The organism is Pseudomonas sp. Pseusp10, from assembly GCF_059492225.1.
On record NZ_CP168528.1, the window covers coordinates 430848 to 448045 of the forward strand.

At 59.3% G+C, this 17198-nt stretch carries 16 protein-coding genes and 1 pseudogene; 10 read left to right on the plus strand and 7 right to left on the minus strand.

Annotated elements, in window-relative coordinates; translation table 11 throughout:
• Positions 1 to 2: 2 nt before the first annotated feature.
• Together xerC and ACEN8Z_RS01960 are read left to right on the plus strand one after the other, a co-directional pair.
• A complete protein-coding gene (gene xerC, locus ACEN8Z_RS01955) occupies positions 3 to 902 on the plus strand; it encodes a tyrosine recombinase XerC (protein WP_495596626.1) in 900 nt (299 codons plus the stop codon).
• Positions 899 to 1606 (plus strand): HAD family hydrolase, encoded by a 708-nt coding sequence (locus tag ACEN8Z_RS01960; protein ID WP_495596627.1) that lies wholly within the window; start codon positions 899 to 901, stop codon positions 1604 to 1606. The genes xerC and ACEN8Z_RS01960 overlap by 4 nt, the downstream gene beginning before the upstream one ends.
• Before the next feature lie 200 nt (positions 1607 to 1806).
• Here the strand turns inward: ACEN8Z_RS01960 and sutA are convergent, their stop codons facing one another.
• The 4 genes from sutA to glnK form a co-directional block, all read right to left on the minus strand.
• Positions 1807 to 2130, minus strand: coding sequence for a dormancy-specific transcriptional regulator SutA (sutA, locus tag ACEN8Z_RS01965; RefSeq protein ID WP_007980816.1), 324 nt, complete (start codon positions 2128 to 2130; stop codon positions 1807 to 1809).
• A 101-nt stretch (positions 2131 to 2231) separates the two neighbouring features.
• Positions 2232 to 2657 carry a secondary thiamine-phosphate synthase enzyme YjbQ gene (locus ACEN8Z_RS01970; protein WP_007989493.1) on the minus strand — a complete coding sequence of 142 codons (426 nt, stop codon included), beginning with the start codon at positions 2655 to 2657 and terminating at the stop codon, positions 2232 to 2234.
• 214 nt (positions 2658 to 2871) lie between these two features.
• Positions 2872 to 4209 carry an ammonium transporter gene (locus ACEN8Z_RS01975; protein WP_007996254.1) on the minus strand — a complete coding sequence of 446 codons (1338 nt, stop codon included), beginning with the start codon at positions 4207 to 4209 and terminating at the stop codon, positions 2872 to 2874.
• A gap of 35 nt (positions 4210 to 4244) precedes the next feature.
• Positions 4245 to 4583 (minus strand): P-II family nitrogen regulator, encoded by a 339-nt coding sequence (glnK, locus tag ACEN8Z_RS01980; RefSeq protein ID WP_002555808.1) that lies wholly within the window; start codon positions 4581 to 4583, stop codon positions 4245 to 4247.
• A 420-nt stretch (positions 4584 to 5003) separates the two neighbouring features.
• Between glnK and ACEN8Z_RS01985 the strand changes: the two genes are divergently transcribed.
• The gene (locus tag ACEN8Z_RS01985) at positions 5004 to 5264 is read left to right on the plus strand and encodes an accessory factor UbiK family protein (protein WP_007980822.1); all 261 of its coding nucleotides are present in this window, start codon (positions 5004 to 5006) and stop codon (positions 5262 to 5264) included.
• A 447-nt stretch (positions 5265 to 5711) separates the two neighbouring features.
• Entirely contained in the window at positions 5712 to 6239 is a 528-nt protein-coding gene (locus ACEN8Z_RS01990; protein WP_495596628.1) for a BRO-N domain-containing protein, read from the plus strand.
• A 27-nt stretch (positions 6240 to 6266) separates the two neighbouring features.
• Here ACEN8Z_RS01990 and ACEN8Z_RS01995 read toward each other — a convergent pair.
• Positions 6267 to 6386, minus strand: a pseudogene (locus ACEN8Z_RS01995) (HigA family addiction module antitoxin); the annotation flags it as partial.
• A 462-nt stretch (positions 6387 to 6848) separates the two neighbouring features.
• Between ACEN8Z_RS01995 and ACEN8Z_RS02000 the strand changes: the two are divergent.
• From ACEN8Z_RS02000 to ACEN8Z_RS02010, 3 genes are all read left to right on the plus strand, one after another.
• Positions 6849 to 7295 (plus strand): hypothetical protein, encoded by a 447-nt coding sequence (locus ACEN8Z_RS02000; RefSeq protein WP_495596629.1) that lies wholly within the window; start codon positions 6849 to 6851, stop codon positions 7293 to 7295.
• A 102-nt stretch (positions 7296 to 7397) separates the two neighbouring features.
• Entirely contained in the window at positions 7398 to 8198 is an 801-nt protein-coding gene (locus ACEN8Z_RS02005; protein WP_495596630.1) for a hypothetical protein, read from the plus strand.
• Between the two features lie 223 nt (positions 8199 to 8421).
• Complete coding sequence (locus tag ACEN8Z_RS02010) at positions 8422 to 9915, plus strand: YifB family Mg chelatase-like AAA ATPase (protein WP_495596631.1); 1494 nt, start codon at positions 8422 to 8424, stop codon at positions 9913 to 9915.
• A gap of 108 nt (positions 9916 to 10023) precedes the next feature.
• Here the strand turns inward: ACEN8Z_RS02010 and ACEN8Z_RS02015 are convergent, their stop codons facing one another.
• On the minus strand, positions 10024 to 10944 hold the full coding sequence (locus ACEN8Z_RS02015) for a LysR substrate-binding domain-containing protein (protein ID WP_495596632.1): 921 nt from the start codon (positions 10942 to 10944) through the stop codon (positions 10024 to 10026).
• 158 nt (positions 10945 to 11102) lie between these two features.
• On the opposite strand from ACEN8Z_RS02015, the gene ACEN8Z_RS02020 reads away from it, so the two are divergent.
• Entirely contained in the window at positions 11103 to 12500 is a 1398-nt protein-coding gene (locus ACEN8Z_RS02020) for a NorM family multidrug efflux MATE transporter (RefSeq protein WP_495596633.1), read from the plus strand.
• Between the two features lie 121 nt (positions 12501 to 12621).
• Here the strand turns inward: ACEN8Z_RS02020 and ACEN8Z_RS02025 are convergent, their stop codons facing one another.
• A complete protein-coding gene (locus tag ACEN8Z_RS02025; RefSeq protein WP_495596634.1) occupies positions 12622 to 14295 on the minus strand; it encodes a putative bifunctional diguanylate cyclase/phosphodiesterase in 1674 nt (557 codons plus the stop codon).
• A gap of 264 nt (positions 14296 to 14559) precedes the next feature.
• Between ACEN8Z_RS02025 and rep the strand changes: the two genes are divergently transcribed.
• Both rep and ACEN8Z_RS02035 read left to right on the plus strand, forming a co-directional pair.
• Positions 14560 to 16569: a DNA helicase Rep gene (gene rep / locus ACEN8Z_RS02030; protein WP_033052577.1), complete on the plus strand. Its 2010-nt coding sequence runs from the start codon at positions 14560 to 14562 to the stop codon at positions 16567 to 16569.
• A gap of 55 nt (positions 16570 to 16624) precedes the next feature.
• Positions 16625 to 17197, plus strand: a complete 573-nt coding sequence (locus ACEN8Z_RS02035) for a xanthine phosphoribosyltransferase (RefSeq protein ID WP_008001071.1) — start codon at positions 16625 to 16627, stop codon at positions 17195 to 17197.
• Position 17198 lies beyond the last annotated feature (1 nt).

A 17198-nucleotide genomic window follows, 5' to 3' on the forward strand; every position in this document is an offset into this window, starting at 1 on the left:
ACATGGAACGACAACTGGACGCTTACTGCGAACACCTGCGCAGTGAGCGGCAGGTGTCGCCGCACACGCTGTCGGCCTATCGCCGCGACCTCGATAAAGTGCTGGGCTGGTGCGCCAAACAGAACATCGGCAGTTGGGCGGCGCTGGACATCCAGCGCCTGCGCAGCCTGATTGCCCGCCTGCACGCCCAGGGGCAATCGTCCCGCAGCCTGGCGCGATTGCTGTCAGCCGTTCGCGGGCTCTATCACTACCTGAACCGCGAAGGCCTGTGCGACCACGATCCGGCCAATGGTCTCGCGCCGCCGAAAGGCGAGCGCCGCCTGCCGAAAACCCTCGACACCGACCGCGCGTTGCAACTGCTTGAAGGCGGTGTAGAGGATGACTTTCTGGCGCTCAGGGATCAGGCGATTCTCGAACTGTTCTACTCCTCCGGGCTGCGCCTGTCGGAACTGACCTGCCTCAATCTTGATCAACTGGACCTCGCGGACGGCATGGTCCAGGTGCTAGGCAAGGGCAGCAAGACTCGCCTGCTGCCAGTAGGCAAAAAGGCCCGCGAGGCGCTGGAACAGTGGCTGCCACTGCGGGCCATGGCCAACCCGGCGGACGATGCGGTGTTTGTCAGCCAGCAAGGTCGACGTCTCGGTCCCCGGGCGATCCAGGTGCGGGTCAAGGCTGCCGGCGAGCGCGAACTGGGGCAGAACCTGCACCCGCACATGCTGCGGCACTCCTTCGCCAGCCATTTGCTGGAATCCTCCCAGGATCTGCGGGCGGTGCAGGAACTGCTCGGCCACTCGGACATCAAGACCACGCAGATCTACACCCACCTGGACTTCCAGCATCTGGCAGCGGTCTACGACAGTGCCCACCCACGGGCCAAACGCATGAAAGGCGACGATTCATGAGTATTCAGTTGATCACCTTCGACCTCGACGACACCCTGTGGGACACCGCCCCGGTGATCGTCAGCGCCGAAGCCGTTTTGCGCGCATGGCTGACCGAGCATGCACCCAACCTGGGTGCAGTGCCGGTGGAGCATTTGTGGGCCATACGCGAACGCATCCTGAGCATCGAGCCGAACCTCAAGCACCGCATCAGCGCCTTGCGCCGGCGCGTGTTGTTCCAGGCCCTGGAAGAAGCCGGATATCCCCATGCTGAAGCGTCGGACCTGGCCGATCAGAGTTTCGAAGTGTTTCTGCATGCCCGACATCAGCTGGAAATCTTCCCGGAGGTGCAACCGACCCTGGAAGTATTGGCCAACCATTACACCCTCGGCGTGGTCACCAACGGCAACGCCGATGTTCGTCGACTGGGCCTGGCGGATTACTTCAAGTTTGCGCTGTGCGCCGAAGACATCGGCATCGCCAAACCCGACGCACGATTGTTCCAGGAGGCCTTGCAGCGCGGTGGCGCGACCGCTGAAACGGCGGTGCATATTGGCGATCATCCGGGCGATGACATTGCCGGGGCGCAGCAGGCCGGGTTGCGGGCGATCTGGTTCAACCCGGCGGGCAAGGCCTGGGAAGCGGACCGGCTGCCGGATGCGCAGATTGGCAGTCTGACCGAGTTGCCAGCGTTGTTGGCGCGGTGGAACAAAGCTTCGGCCTGACACAAAACCTGTGGGAGCGAGCTTGCTCGCGAATGCGGTGTACCAGTCGACATTGATGTTGGCTGACACGACGCCTTCGTCGGATCGCCGCCCGGAGCAAGCCCGCTCCCACAGTAGGTTGTGTTCAACCCGAAAATTTTGTTCCGGGCATGAAAAAGCCCGCAGCGACGGCGGGCTTTTTCAGCAAGCGCGAAGCGGGCTCAGATAGGCCGGCTGCCGTACTTGTTGTCAGGCTTCTTGGGCGGATCGGCGACCACATTGGCCTCCACTTCCTGCACCTTGCCGCCACGCGCCAGGAACTCTTCCATGGCCTTGGCCAGGGCGTCGCGCTCCTTGTTCTTGGCTTCGACACTCGGCAGCTCATCGACAGATACCGCTGCCTTGGCCTTGCCTTTGGCGGTCGGAACCGGCGCATCACCGCCGTCGTCTTCAGCGACGTCTTCCGCCGCTGCTTCCAGACCTTCTTCGGTTTCGTCGTCGTCGCCTACTTCGAGGTCGTCGTTTTCCAGATCATCGTCGCTCATGTTCTACCTCATGACTTGCGAAAAGCAGATTAGTTATAGCCCAGCTTTGCCCTCTGTCGAAGGCTGCCGGAAAAAAATCAACAGCCGCTGCTGACCAGCGGTTATGCCCCTTCACCGTGCACGGTGGCGAGGACTTTACGGGCACCGCCATGATCACGGTGCTCGCCCAGGTAAACGCCTTGCCAGGTCCCTAACGCCAACCGGCCTGCCGAAATCGGCAAACTGAGCTGACAGCCAAGCACGCTGGCCTTGAAGTGCGCCGGGAGGTCGTCCAGGCCTTCGTCGTTATGCTCATAGCCGTCTGTTCCTTGTGGGATCAGACGATTGAAAAATCGTTCGAAGTCGCGACGTACCGCCGGATCGGCGTTCTCGTTGATGGTCAACGACGCCGAGGTATGCTGCAGCCACAAATGCAACAGACCGACCCGACACGCCTTGAGTTCAGGCAGGCCGGCGAGTAACTCGTCCGTTACCAGATGAAAGCCCCGGGGCCTCGCCCGCAAGGTAATCAGAGTCTGTTGCCACATACAGTTCTCCGCACGTTCGGGGCGCATTCTAGCGCGCTCTGGGAAAAAACAAAGGCCCTAATATTCCTTCAATCCTGTAAGCCTTCGACCGCACGAAATCACCCGAAGCAAACATCGCAAAACCTGTAGGAAAAAACCTTTCGGCTCGCCCTCCAATGACAAATTCCAGACAAAAAAATGCCCGGCAAGCCGGGCAAGTTTTTTATGTGCGTGCTTACAAGTTGTAGCCGCGTTCGTTGTGAAGCGCCAGATCGATGCCGACCGCTTCTTCTTCTTCGTTGATGCGCAGCCCCATCACCGCATCCAGCACCTTGAGGATGATGAACGTGGCGATCGCGGTGTAGATCACCGTGAAGCCCACGCCCTTGCACTGAATCCACACTTGCGCAGCGATGTCGGTCACGGTGCCGAAGCCCCCCAGAGACGGGGCAGCGAACACACCGGTCAGGATTGCGCCGAGGATACCGCCGATACCGTGCACGCCGAAGGCATCCAGGGAATCGTCATAGCCGAGCTTGCGCTTCAGGGTGGTCGCGCAGAAGAAGCACACCACGCCAGCCGCCAGACCGATTACCAGCGCGCCCATCGGGCCAACGGTGCCGGCAGCCGGGGTGATTGCCACCAGGCCGGCAACCACGCCCGAAGCGATACCCAGTGCGCTAGGTTTGCCGTGGGTAACCCACTCGGCAAACATCCAGCCCAGCGCCGCAGCGGCGGTAGCGATTTGCGTCACCAGCATCGCCATGCCCGCGGTGCCGTTGGCCGCAGCGGCGGAACCGGCGTTGAAACCGAACCAGCCGACCCACAGCATGGCCGCGCCCATCAGGGTGTAACCGAGGTTGTGCGGCGCCATTGGCGTGGTCGGGAAGCCTTTACGCTTGCCGAGCACCAGGCAGGCAACCAGACCGGCCACACCGGCGTTGATGTGCACCACGGTGCCGCCGGCGAAGTCCAGAACGCCCCAGTCCCACAACAGGCCGCCGTTACCAGACCAGACCATATGCGCAATCGGCGCGTAAACCAGGGTGAACCAGATGCCCATGAAGACCAGCATCGCGGAGAATTTCATCCGCTCGGCGAATGCACCGACGATCAACGCCGGGGTGATGATCGCGAAGGTCATCTGGAAGGTGACGAACACCGCCTCGGGAAACAGTGCCGCAGGGCCGGTCAGACTGGCTGGCGTGATGCCGGCGAGGAATGCCTTGCCCATGCCGCCGACGAATGAGTTGAAGTTGACGACGCCCTGCTCCATGCCCGTCGTGTCGAACGCGATGCTGTAGCCATAAATGACCCACAGGACGCTGATCAGACCGGTAATGGCGAAGCACTGCATCATCACGGAAAGAATGTTTTTCGACCGAACCATGCCGCCGTAGAACAGCGCGAGGCCGGGAATGGTCATGAACAGCACCAAGGCTGTCGAGGTCATCATCCAGGCGGTATCGCCGGAGTTGAGGACTGGGGCCGCCACTTCGTCTGCCGCCATGGCCAGGCCGGGCATTACGAGGGACAACAGGGCTCCTAGCCCTGCGAATTTACGCAGAGTCATATTGTTTTCTCCTGGGGCGTTGGGTTTGTGGCGGCTTAGATCGCGTCGGTATCGGTTTCGCCGGTACGGATGCGAATCGCCTGTTCCAGATTGACCACGAAGATCTTGCCGTCACCGATCTTGCCGGTGTTGGCAGCCTTGGTGATGGCCTCGATTACCCGGTCCAGATCCTTGTCGTCGATGGCGACGTCGATCTTCACCTTGGGCAGGAAATCGACCACGTATTCCGCGCCGCGATACAGCTCGGTGTGACCCTTCTGCCGACCAAAGCCTTTGACTTCAGTGACGGTAATGCCCTGCACGCCGATCTCGGACAGCGACTCGCGTACGTCGTCCAGCTTGAACGGCTTGATGATGGCAGTGACTAGCTTCATGAAAACTCTCTCCCGAATTGGTGGACTTGCCCCAGGAAAACAAACCCGTCTCAAGTCTAAGCGCAGTGCCTGGCTTTGTAACGCATCGTCGGCCTTACCTGCCCGTCCGACGCCAGCTAACCGCTCCTCACGAAACACTCCCCCGCGTTCCGTTTGGCGCACTGCATTCGTCACAGCGACTGCATCAGTGCATGGGTCACCAGCATCTAAGCAGAAAGCTTGCCATCTCCACAAAACTGACTGTTTTCAAGCCATTACAGGTGGATGGTGGGTACTTCGCGACAAGACCCCGCACGTTACGCACAACAACGGTGCAACGCCGTCCGTCCCAATGCGCGAAAAGCGTGCACCCCTTGCCCGCGCAAATGACTATAGACACTGCGTGATACACTGCCCGTCATTGTTTCCAGGACATTGCCCATGCTCGCGCCAAAAGATTTCCTCGACGCCCTCACCGGCACCGCCTCCCGCCTCTTCAGCGGCGACACGCCCCTGCCGAAAGCTGAAATCGAAAGCCAGTTCAAAATGTTGCTGCAGAGCGGCTTCAGCAAACTGGATCTGGTGAGCCGGGAAGAGTTCGACAGCCAGATGGTTGTATTGGCGCGCACTCGGGCGCGGCTGGAGGCTCTCGAAACGAAGGTGGCGGAGATGGAAGCGAAGCTGAATCCGCCTACCGAATAACACACCAAACCCTCTGTAATACGCGATCCCTGTGGGAGCGGGCTTGCCCGCGAATGGGGTCGTCTCGGTCTACCAGTTATCCCACACTGGACAGACCACCCCTGTAGGAGCTGCCGCAGGCTGCGATCTTTTGATCTCAAACCTCGCAAAAATCCCGGCAACGTCCTACAAAAAAACCACCGCCGTCCGATTGCGCCGCAATGTTCCGGTTCTTAAGCTCACCCCCAGCTGAATTTTTCAGCTCTGGGTTTGGCGACCTGGAAGCTTAAGGGACACGACGACAATCGGAAGGTGGGGTTTAACTCCGCCACCTCCATGGCGGTTGTGCGTGGGAGATCTTCGGGTCTGCCGGGTTCCTTTTGCTCCGGTTCGCCAACCCGCGTACAACTGCCACCCAATTGTTTGGCGACAATTACTGGCAGCCCTTAAGCAAAAGGAGCTGTATCAATGAATAGCGATGACACTTACCTGGTCCCCCACATCTTCACCCGCCACAAACTCCACCTCCACGCCCTCCTAATACAAAACCAACCCTGGTTCAGTGCCCGCGACCTGGGCCGATTACTACGCATCCACCTCAACGACCGCCAAGTCCGAAAACTCGATCCTGACCAATACAAAACCACCAGAACCCTCACCTACGGCCGCATCGAAAACACCCTGCTGATCAGCGAATCCGGTGTCTACGCCATGCTCGTCTACCACTACTGCCCCGAATACCGAGCATTGCGTGAATGGCTCACCCACGAAGTCGTCCCCGCCCTGCGGGACGCCCAACACCCCACCACAACCGAACGCCCACAACTGAGCCTGCTCAATTGGCCGGAAATGTCGTTGAGCCTGCTGCACTGGAATAACCAGCCGTGGATTCGGCTGCAGGATGTGCCGCAGATGCTGCCTGATCAGGAGACTTCAAGGCCTGCTATCAGTGCGCCTTGGTGGAAAAGAGCCGCGAAGATGCTTCACGCATTTTGAATAAAAACCCCACGCTTTGGCGTGGGGGTTCAGCCAGAATTCTGGGGTAGTGTCCAGACAGATTGATAACCTTAGAGCCATATCAGCAGTGACACCCCGATGCTGGAGCACGATGTCGTTCACCGTAGGTGTCGACACATTCAACGCTTCCAGGCGATTACCCGGTGGAGATCGAAGATCTACGTGGGGGCGAGACTGCTCGCGATAAAGTCGAAACGACCTTCAGATTGACCTGTAGGAATTGCCGCAGGCTGCAGTATTCAAGCCCGCAAGAATCCCGGCAACTTCCTACGAAGATCTCATTCCCCGTCCGATTGCGCAGCAAAGCTCCGGTTCCTAAGCTCACTCCCAGCTGATCAGTCAGCAACGGGTTTGGGTACTCGAACAGCACCCGACGCACCGTGACCACGTTCGAACCAGTGATTTATTCCTTTCTCGAATTATGGTCGTGCATGGAAAGACCTTCCGGTCCGTCGGTTTTTCCGCAGTCACCGGCTCGCCAACCCGCTCGAAAAGTTTAAGTCCATGTTACATGGCTTAGATAATAGATTGTTATGAGTACAATTTTCTAAATGGAATACTGCACCAGCACTACAGGGAGCAACACCCATGAAAATATCCAAGCCTTTAATTGCGGCTTTCGCGATGACTACATTCCACATCGGTTCAGCTGTAGCTGGGCCGCCTGTGACAGTTACATTCAAGAATCTTGGAACACGGACTGCTACGTATACCCCCATAACGAACAACGAAGCTATAACGAGAGCAAATGCATCACCCACTCCACAAGCGTCCGTGACTGCAAATAGCTCGGATACGTACGACATACAAAGCCAGATATCACCTGATTACAACCATGCTAATTTACGATATCAAATCGGCAATAAGGAATGTGTTTATTTAGCGACATTTGTGACCACCCCTGGCTTTGGCGCAAGCAAAATTCCAAAATGGAATAATACGACCACGCCTAGTGGCGGGGCGACCTGCACCATAAAGGTAACTAAAACAAATCCATCCACCTATGCTTGGTCGGTAGTAATCACAATGAAGTAAAGCATGTAGCGGGCCTTAAGTGGCTTGTAAGATCTTGCTAAAGCATCAATAGCAATTAGGCAATCTATCATATTTTAGTCATCGAACAGGGAGTGGCAAAAAATGGTTAATTCACTAAACAATTTTGCAGTTAGCAACAGCCAAGCGCCCGCTGGAACAAAAAAATTGACAGAGACTCCCAGCAAAAACCAAGGTGTGAACCAAAACACACCCCAAGGCCCAATTGGCAAGGCACGAGATAGTAGTACCGTTTCCACGCTAGCTAGCCAATTGAGCGAAGCCTCAGTACGTGCACAGGCCCGGGATGCACGCCTAACTAGAACGGAACTGAGTTGGATGGCTAAAAACACATTCAACGAGTTGGACAGCGATCATTATACTGCCAACAAGTCAAAACACGACTCTGAAGTTCCCGACACAGATAATGCCGAATTATTAGCGCGCGCCAAAAGTGCGACAAAGTATACAAACGGGCTCGGAAAAAACCCGTTTTCGGGGATGCCCATGGATCAGCTTGCTTTAATTACTTACGATGACAGCGGCACCTTTACCGTCAATGAACGACGGGCAGCGTTGCAAGAGTCAGCCAAACAAGAATTTGCATGGCGACAGAAAGTGGTGGCCGAAGCAGAATATGAATATAACAGCACCGGAAAACTCACCAAATTCTTCCAAAGCGTCCTTGACCATTACAAGGGTCTGCCCCCAGTGGAGCAAGCACAGTATCCAAACGACTACGAAACCAAACTCAAGAATTGGATAGATCTAGACTTCAACTATTTTACGAATATCGCTGAAGGTAAAAAGAAGATGGATACCGAGAGCTTCGCCAGCAGAATTCTGGACGGTGACAGTAGTTTATTTGACGACACAACTTCTTCCGAAGAAGCAGCCTCAACATAAGTTGCTTGATTTTATATGTAAAATAAATGCGCAGGGGTGTGTCAGGCTGGCTTTCCAGCAGGCTTTACGACTGCTGCGCAGCCGAACGCAGCACTGGGCAGCTGTTACAGATCGTGACTTCAGCAACATTCTGCGATAGTTCCCCCTCCTCTCCGGCAAGACTCCACGTCTACCCTTCAACAACCCGCAGGAAGCGGCCCCCCGTTTAGCTCAAGGAACGACCATGTCCCTCTCCATCGTCCACAGCCGCGCCCAGGTCGGCGTGGAGGCGCCAGCCGTTACTGTTGAAGTCCATCTGGCCAATGGTTTGCCGTCACTAACCATGGTCGGCCTGCCCGAGGCGGCGGTGAAGGAAAGCAAGGATCGGGTGCGCAGTGCGATCATCAATTCCGGGCTGCAATTTCCGGCGCGACGGATCACGCTGAATCTGGCGCCGGCGGATTTGCCAAAGGATGGCGGGCGCTTCGATCTGGCGATTGCCCTGGGGATTCTCTCGGCCAGCGTGCAGGTGCCGACGCTGACACTGGATGACGTGGAGTGTTTGGGGGAGTTGGCCCTGTCAGGTGCGGTACGGGCAGTTCGAGGGGTGTTGCCGGCGGCGTTGGCGGCACGCAAGGCCGGGCGCTGGCTGATGGTGCCACGGGCGAACGCTGAGGAGGCGTGCCTGGCGTCGGGACTGAAAGTGATTGCTGTTGACCATTTGCTGGAGGCCGTCGCGCACTTCAACGGGCATACACCGATCGAACCTTATGCTTCCGATGGACTGCTCTGCGCCAGCAAACCTTATCCCGATCTGAATGAAGTGCAAGGGCAGCTTGCGGCCAAGCGTGCGCTGCTGATTGCGGCTGCTGGAGCTCACAACCTGCTACTCAGTGGCCCCCCGGGGACCGGAAAAACGTTGCTGGCGAGTCGTTTGCCAGGGCTGCTGCCGCCGCTGACCGAAAGCGAGGCGCTGGAAGTGGCGGCGATTCAGTCGGTCACCAGTTGTGTGCCCTTGCGTCACTGGCCACAACGCCCCTTTCGCCAGCCCCATCACTCCGCCTCTGGCCCCGCTTTAGTGGGTGGCGGCTCGAAACCGCAGCCGGGTGAAATTACCCTCGCCCACCACGGCGTCCTGTTTCTTGATGAGCTTCCCGAGTTTGAGCGCAGAGTATTGGAAGTCCTGAGGGAGCCGATGGAATCCGGGCATATCGTAATCTCGCGGGCGAAAGATCGCGTGCGCTTTCCGGCGCGTTTTCAATTGGTGGCGGCGATGAATCCATGTCCCTGTGGATATCTTGGCGAACCGAGCGGGCGCTGCTCCTGCACACCGGACATGGTGCAGCGCTATCGCAACAAACTGTCGGGGCCGCTGCTCGATCGCATCGACCTGCACCTGACAGTCGCCCGGGAAACCACGACGTTGAACCCCACGGTGAAACCGGGAGAGGACAGCGCCCGTGCTGCAGCGCTTGTCGCCGAGGCGCGTGAGCGCCAGCAGAAGCGTCAGGGTTGTGCCAATGCCTTTCTGGATTTGCCGGGGCTGCGTCGGCACTGCAAGTTATCCACAGCCGATGAGCACTGGCTCGAATCCGCCTGCGAACGACTGACCCTGTCACTGCGCTCGGCACATCGATTGCTCAAGGTGGCGCGGACGCTGGCGGATCTGGAACAGGTTGATGCGATCAACCGTGAGCATTTGGCGGAAGCGTTGCAGTATCGGCCGGCGACGCAGTGAGTGCCGACACCGCGTCGCCCCCATCGCGAGCAGGCTCGCTCCCACAGGGGACGGCGATAAGGGTAGAAACCGCAGACATCCTTTACGTTTTAAACCGGAGACATCGTTTCAACTCAGGTGCATGACCTCTGGTAATTCCATGGAACGGACTTCGTTCTGCAGAAAGTCGCTGAGCCGGCGCATGCGCTCTCCGCCGGGCCGGGTTTTCGGCCAGACCAGGTAATAACACTCACCGCTGGCGACGGCGGTCGGCCACGGCAAACTCAGGCGTCCCTGAGCCACGTCCTCCGCGACCATCAGCAGATCACCCATGGACACACCATAGCCTCGCGCGGCGGCGATCATGCCCAGTTCCAGGGTATCGAACACCTGCCCGCCCTTGAGCGACACCTGTTCGGCCAGGCCCATGCGCTCCAGCCAGTTGCGCCAGTCGCGGCGGTCAGGCGTGGGGTGCAGCAACTCGGTGTTGGTCAGGCGCTCGACATCCCAGGGCTGGTCGTTAAGCAGGTTGGGCGCACCGACCGGGATCAATTCCTCGGGGAACAGGTAACTCGCCTCCCAGTCCGGAGGGAAATGGCCGTTACTCAACAGCACCGCACAGTCGAACGGCTCGTCGTTGAAATCCACGGAATCGACGTCCATCCACGCACTGGTCAGTTGCACCTCGTTGCCTGGTTGCAGGTGGCGAAAGCGGCTGAGGCGCGCCAGCAACCAGCGCATGGTCAGAGTCGACGGGGCTTTCATGCGCAGGATGTCGTCTTCGGCGCGCAAGGTATTGCAGGCGCGCTCTAGCGCGGTGAAGCCTTCGCGAATGCCCGGCAACAGTAACCGCGCCGACTCGGTCAGTTGCAGGTTGCGGCCGCTGCGATGAAACAGGCGGCAGGCAAAATGTTCTTCGAGCGTACGAATATGCCGGCTGACCGCACTTTGGGTAATCGACAGCTCTTCGGCCGCACGGGTAAACGAGCTGTGTCGCGCCGCCGCTTCGAATGCGCGCAGGGCATACAAGGGAGGAAGACGACGTGACATTGGGAAAGCTCCTACACAGGTTTCTGGCCACCCTAGCAGAAACTCTCCAGCATGAGTTTGAATCATGCCATCCATCCTTTTTATCCCTTTGTGCAATCGCCCCAGAGCGCCGAGAATCGACGCTTTCCTGTTTCCTTTGATAATCGAGCGTGATGACCATGCAACATCCAGCACGTACTGAACTCTGGGCCATCCTGCGGCTGGCGGGGCCGCTGATTGCCTCGCAGTTGGCGCACATGCTGATGGTCCTCACCGACACCCTGATGATGGCGCGTCTGAGTCCCGAGGCGCTGGCCGGTGGCGGGCTCGGCGCGGCGACCTATTCGTTCGTGTCGATTTTCTGCATCGGCGTGATTGCGGCCGTCGGTACTCTGGTGGCGATCCGTCAGGGGGCCGGCGATATTGTCGGGGCTACCCGGCTGACCCAGGCCGGGTTGTGGCTGGCATGGCTGATGGCGCTGGTCGCCGGTTTGCTGTTGTGGAACCTCAAACCGGTGCTGCTGCTGTTCGGTCAGACCGAAAGCAACGTCCACGCAGCCGGGCAGTTTTTGATCTTCCTGCCGTTCGCCCTGCCCGGTTACCTGAGCTTCATGGCCCTGCGCGGGTTCACCAGCGCCATTGGCCGTGCGACGCCGGTGATGGTCATCAGCCTTGGCGGTACGGTCGCCAACTTCTTGCTCAACTATGCGCTGATTACCGGGATGTTCGGCCTGCCAAAATTGGGGCTGGTGGGCATCGGGCTGGTCACGGCGATTGTCGCCAACCTGATGGCACTTGCGCTGGCGTGGCACATTCGTCGGCATCCTGCTTATGAGGCCTATCCGCTGCGTCAGGGCCTGTCGCGGCTGAACCGCCAGTACCTGAAGGAGTTGTGGCGTCTGGGCCTGCCGATTGGCGGCACCTACGCGGTGGAAGTCGGGCTGTTTGCCTTCGCCGCGCTGTGCATGGGCACCATGGGCAGCACGCAACTGGGCGCACACCAGATCGCCCTGCAAATCGTCTCGGTGGCGTTCATGGTCCCGGCGGGTATTTCCTACGCAATCACCATGCGCATCGGTCAGCATTACGGCGCCGGGCAGCTGCTGGATGCGCGCCTGGCCGGGCGGGTCGGCATTGCGTTCGGGGCGGCGGCGATGCTGTGTTTCGCCATGGTCTTCTGGCTGCTGCCAAACCAGTTGGTCGGCCTGTTCCTCGACCACAACGACCCGGCGTTCCGCGATGTCATCAACTTGGCCGTGAGCCTGCTGGCGGTGGCAGCGTGGTTCGAGCTGTTTGACGGCACGCAGACCATCGCCATGGGCTGCATTCGCGGACTCAAGGATGCCAAGACCACTTTCCTCGTCGGCCTGGGTTGCTATTGGCTGATCGGCGCTCCGGCAGCGTGGTGGATGGCGTTCCACTTGCACTGGGGGCCAACTGGCGTGTGGTGGGGCCTGGCACTGGGGCTGGCGTGTGCGGCGGTGAGCCTGACGCTGGGGTTCGAGTGGAAGATGAAGCGGATGATCAAGCGCGATACGACGTCAGAGCAGCGCTTCGAGGTCGCTCAGCCTGACTGAGCCCCTGTAGGAGCGAGCTCGCTCGCGATGGTCGTCAACGATAACGCTGGTTGGCAGGTGCCCCGCGGCGTTCTCAGGTTTATCGCGAGCAAGCTCGCTCCTACAGGGCTCTGTGGCAACCTCAGCTTACGATTTCCAGCATCGACGGCTGGCTGGAGCCAATCGTCAGATACTCCACCAGCTCGGCCAGCGGCAATGGCTTGCTGATCAAATACCCCTGCACCTGATCGCACTCGAACCCGCGCAGCAGATCCAGTTGCTCCGGCGTTTCCACGCCTTCTGCGACCACCTCAAGGTTGAGGTTGTGCGCCAGATTGATCATCGCGTGGACCAGTTTGCGGTTTTCCTCACGCTGTTCCATGCCGCCGACAAAGCTCTTGTCGATCTTCAACAAGGTGATCGGCAGGCTGTTGAGGTGCACGAACGACGAGAAGCCGGTGCCAAAGTCGTCGAGGGAGAAGCGCACACCGAGGCGCCCGAGGGCGTCCATGGTCTGCTTGACCAGATCGCTGCGGCGCATGACCGCGGTTTCGGTCAGCTCGAACTCCAGCCACTGCGCCTCGACGCCGCGCTCGGCAATCAGACGACTCAGGGTCGAGAGCAACTGGCTGTCCTGGAATTGCCGGAACGACAGGTTGATTGCCATGTGCAACGGCGGCAAATCCAGCTCACGCAGCGCCTGCATGTCGCGCAAGGCCCGGGAAATCACCCAGTAGCCCAGCGGAACAATCAGACCGCTTTGCTCGGCCAGCGGCACGAATTCGCTCGGTGGCAGCAAGCCGCGCTCGGCATGCCGCCAGCGCACCAAGGCTTCGAGGCCGACGATCTGCCCGTCTTCAAGGTTCAGGCGTGGCTGGTAGTGCAATTCCAGCTCATCGCGGCGCAGCGCCCGGCGCAGCTCGGTTTCGAGGTCGGCGATGCTGCGGGCATTGCGGTTGATGCGCTCGTTGAAAATGTGAAAGGTGCAGCCTTGGGTGCTTTTGGCCTGCTGCATGGCGATATGTGCATGCCACATCAGCGGATCCGCACCGGTCTGGGCCCGGGCGTAGGCGATGCCCAGGCTGGAACCGATCAGCAGGCTTTCGCCATCGACCCAATAAGGCTCGGCCAATGCTTCGCTGATGCGTTCGGCCATCCACTCGGCACGCTGGGGAGCGCGACGGGTGTCGATCAACAGAGCGAATTCATCGCTGCCCAGGCGTGCCAGTTGATCGCCGGCCTCGAGCTGGCTCTTGAGCCGCGCCACCACTTGCAGGATCAGGCGGTCACCGGCCTGATGGCCGAGGGCGTCGTTGGCATAACGAAAGTTGTCGAGGTCGAGATGACCGAGGGCCAGGCCGCGACCGTCGTTTTCCGCCAGGCGCGCCGTCAGCAGGGTCTGGAAGCCCTGGCGGTTGGCGATGCCGGTGAGCGGATCTTGCTCGGCCAGGCGTTGCAGCGTGTTTTCCAGGACGCCACGCTCGCGCACATGGCGCAGGCAGCGGCGCAACATACCGGAGTCGAGCAGGTCGCGCACCAGCCAGTCACTCACACCGTCGGGCGGGGTCAGCGGCTCATGGTCGAGCAGCAACACCGTCGGCAGGCTGCAACGGCCCGGCGCCGGTTGAAGTTGCGGGATGGTCAATAACACCGCGCTGCGGTTGTCATCGAACAGGCTGCTGACCGACTCCCAACTCGGCGCGCTGATGAGCACGGCCGAGCTCCCCATAGGAGCCAGACACTCGCGCAACAACGCTGCCCACGCTGGCTCTTCGGCCAGTAGCAGCAAACGCAAGGGTTCGACAGGCGTAGACAAGCTAGCTCCCTAGACTCTGCAAAAATGTAGGCGACGGGCATTATGCCGTTCCGATGGTCAATGACAATGACATCAGTTGGCAAAACGAGCCCTTTGTATCCGCAATTACGAACATTAGCCGCAAATTCGTTGCGCATCCTGCGTGAAAGTAACAAAACCGGCAATTGCAGATAGCGCAGTACGTCACAAGTCGGACAGAGCAGCACAATTCGCTGAGCCTGTTAAAATGCCGGCCCATTTCGTGACTGACTCCTGAATTTACCTATGTCCCGACTCAATCCCCGGCAGCAAGAAGCCGTGAGCTACGTCGGCGGCCCTCTTTTGGTGCTCGCCGGTGCAGGCTCCGGCAAGACCAGCGTGATCACGCGCAAAATCGCGCATCTGATCCAGAACTGCGGCATCCGCGCCCAGTACATCGTCGCCATGACCTTTACCAACAAGGCCGCCCGCGAGATGAAGGAACGGGTCGGCACCCTGTTGCGTGCCGGTGAAGGTCGCGGGCTGACGGTCTGCACGTTCCACAACCTGGGACTGAACATCATCCGCAAGGAGCATGTGCGGCTGGGCTACAAGCCGGGCTTCTCGATCTTCGACGAGACCGACGTCAAGGCCCTGATGACCGACATCATGCAGAAGGAATACTCGGGCGACGACGGCGTCGACGAGATCAAGAACATGATCGGCGCCTGGAAAAACGACCTGATCCTGCCAGCCCAGGCCCTGGAAAACGCGCGCAACCCCAAGGAACAGACCGCCGCCATCGTCTACACCCACTATCAGCGCACGCTCAAGGCGTTCAACGCGGTGGACTTCGACGACCTGATCCTGCTGCCGGTGAAGCTGTTCGAAGAGCACGCCGACATTCTGGAAAAGTGGCAGAACAAGGTGCGTTACCTGCTGGTCGACGAATACCAGGACACCAACGCCAGCCAGTACCTGCTGGTGAAAATGCTCATCGGCAAACGCAACCAGTTCACCGTGGTGGGCGACGACGACCAGTCGATCTACGCCTGGCGCGGGGCTCGCCCGGAAAACCTGATGCTGCTCAAGGAAGACTACCCGTCCTTGAAAGTGGTGATGCTGGAGCAAAACTACCGCTCCACCAGCCGCATCCTGCGCTGCGCCAACGTGCTGATCTCGAACAACCCCCACGAGTTCGAAAAGCAGCTGTGGAGTGAAATGGGCCATGGCGACGAGATCCGTGTGATCCGTTGCCGCAACGAGGACGCCGAGGCCGAGCGCGTGGCCATGGAAATTCTCAGCCTGCACCTGCGCACTGACCGCCCGTACAGCGATTTCGCGATCCTGTATCGCGGCAACTACCAGGCCAAGCTGATCGAGCTGAAATTGCAGCATCACCAGGTGCCATATCGCCTGTCCGGCGGCAACAGCTTTTTCGGACGTCAGGAAGTGAAGGACCTGATGGCCTACTTCCGCCTGATCGTGAACCCGGACGACGATAACGCCTTCCTGCGAGTGATCAACGTGCCGCGCCGTGAGATCGGCTCGACCACGCTGGAGAAGCTGGGCAACTACGCCACCGAACGCAAGATCTCGATGTACGCCGCCACTGATGAGATGGGTTTGGGCGAACACCTGGACAGTCGCTTCACCGATCGCCTGTCGCGCTTCAAGCGCTTCATGGACAGGGTGCGCGAGCAGTGTGCCGGCGAAGACCCGATCTCCGCCCTGCGCAGCATGGTCATGGACATCGACTATGAGAACTGGCTGCGCACCAACAGCTCCAGCGACAAGGCCGCGGACTACCGCATGGGCAACGTCTGGTTCCTGATCGAGGCCCTGAAAAACACCCTGGAAAAGGACGAAGACGGCGAAATGACTGTCGAGGACGCCATCGGCAAACTTGTCCTGCGCGACATGCTCGAGCGCCAGCAGGAAGAGGAAGACGGGGCCGAGGGCGTGCAGATGATGACCTTGCATGCATCCAAGGGCCTGGAATTCCCCTACGTGTTCATCATGGGCATGGAAGAGGAAATCCTCCCGCACCGTTCCAGCATCGAAGCCGACACCATCGAAGAAGAACGTCGTCTGGCCTACGTGGGCATTACCCGTGCGCGCCAGACCCTGGCCTTCACCTTCGCCGCCAAGCGCAAGCAGTACGGCGAGATCATCGATTGCGCGCCGAGCCGCTTCCTCGATGAGTTGCCGCCGGACGATCTGGCCTGGGAAGGCAACGACGACACACCGACCGAAGTCAAAGCCGTGCGAGGCAACAACGCATTGGCGGATATACGCGCGATGTTAAAGCGCTAGAATTGACCACTTTTATATGACCTTCGGCGCACAGGCGCCAAAAGAGGACAGCTTCATGGAAGCCCTGCACCAGAAAATTCGCGAAGAAGGCATCGTGCTTTCCGACCAGGTCCTGAAAGTCGACGCCTTTCTGAACCACCAGATCGACCCGGCCCTGATGAAGCTGATCGGCGACGAATTCGCCACGCTGTTCAAGGATTCGGGCATTACCAAGATCGTCACCATCGAAGCTTCGGGCATCGCACCGGCGATCATGACCGGCCTGAACCTCGGCGTGCCGGTGATTTTCGCTCGCAAGCACCAGTCCCTGACCCTGACCGAAAACCTGCTGTCGGCGACCGTGTACTCGTTCACCAAGCAGACCGAAAGCACCGTGGCCATCTCCCCGCGCCACCTGACCAGCAGCGACCGCGTGCTGATCATCGATGACTTTTTGGCCAACGGTAAGGCGTCCCAGGCGCTGATCTCGATCATCAAACAGGCCGGCGCGACCGTGGCGGGCCTGGGCATCGTGATCGAGAAGTCGTTCCAGGGCGGCCGTGCGGAACTGGATTCGCAGGGTTATCGCGTGGAGTCGTTGGCTCGCGTGAAGTCGTTGAAAGATGGCGTTGTGACCTTCATCGAGTAAG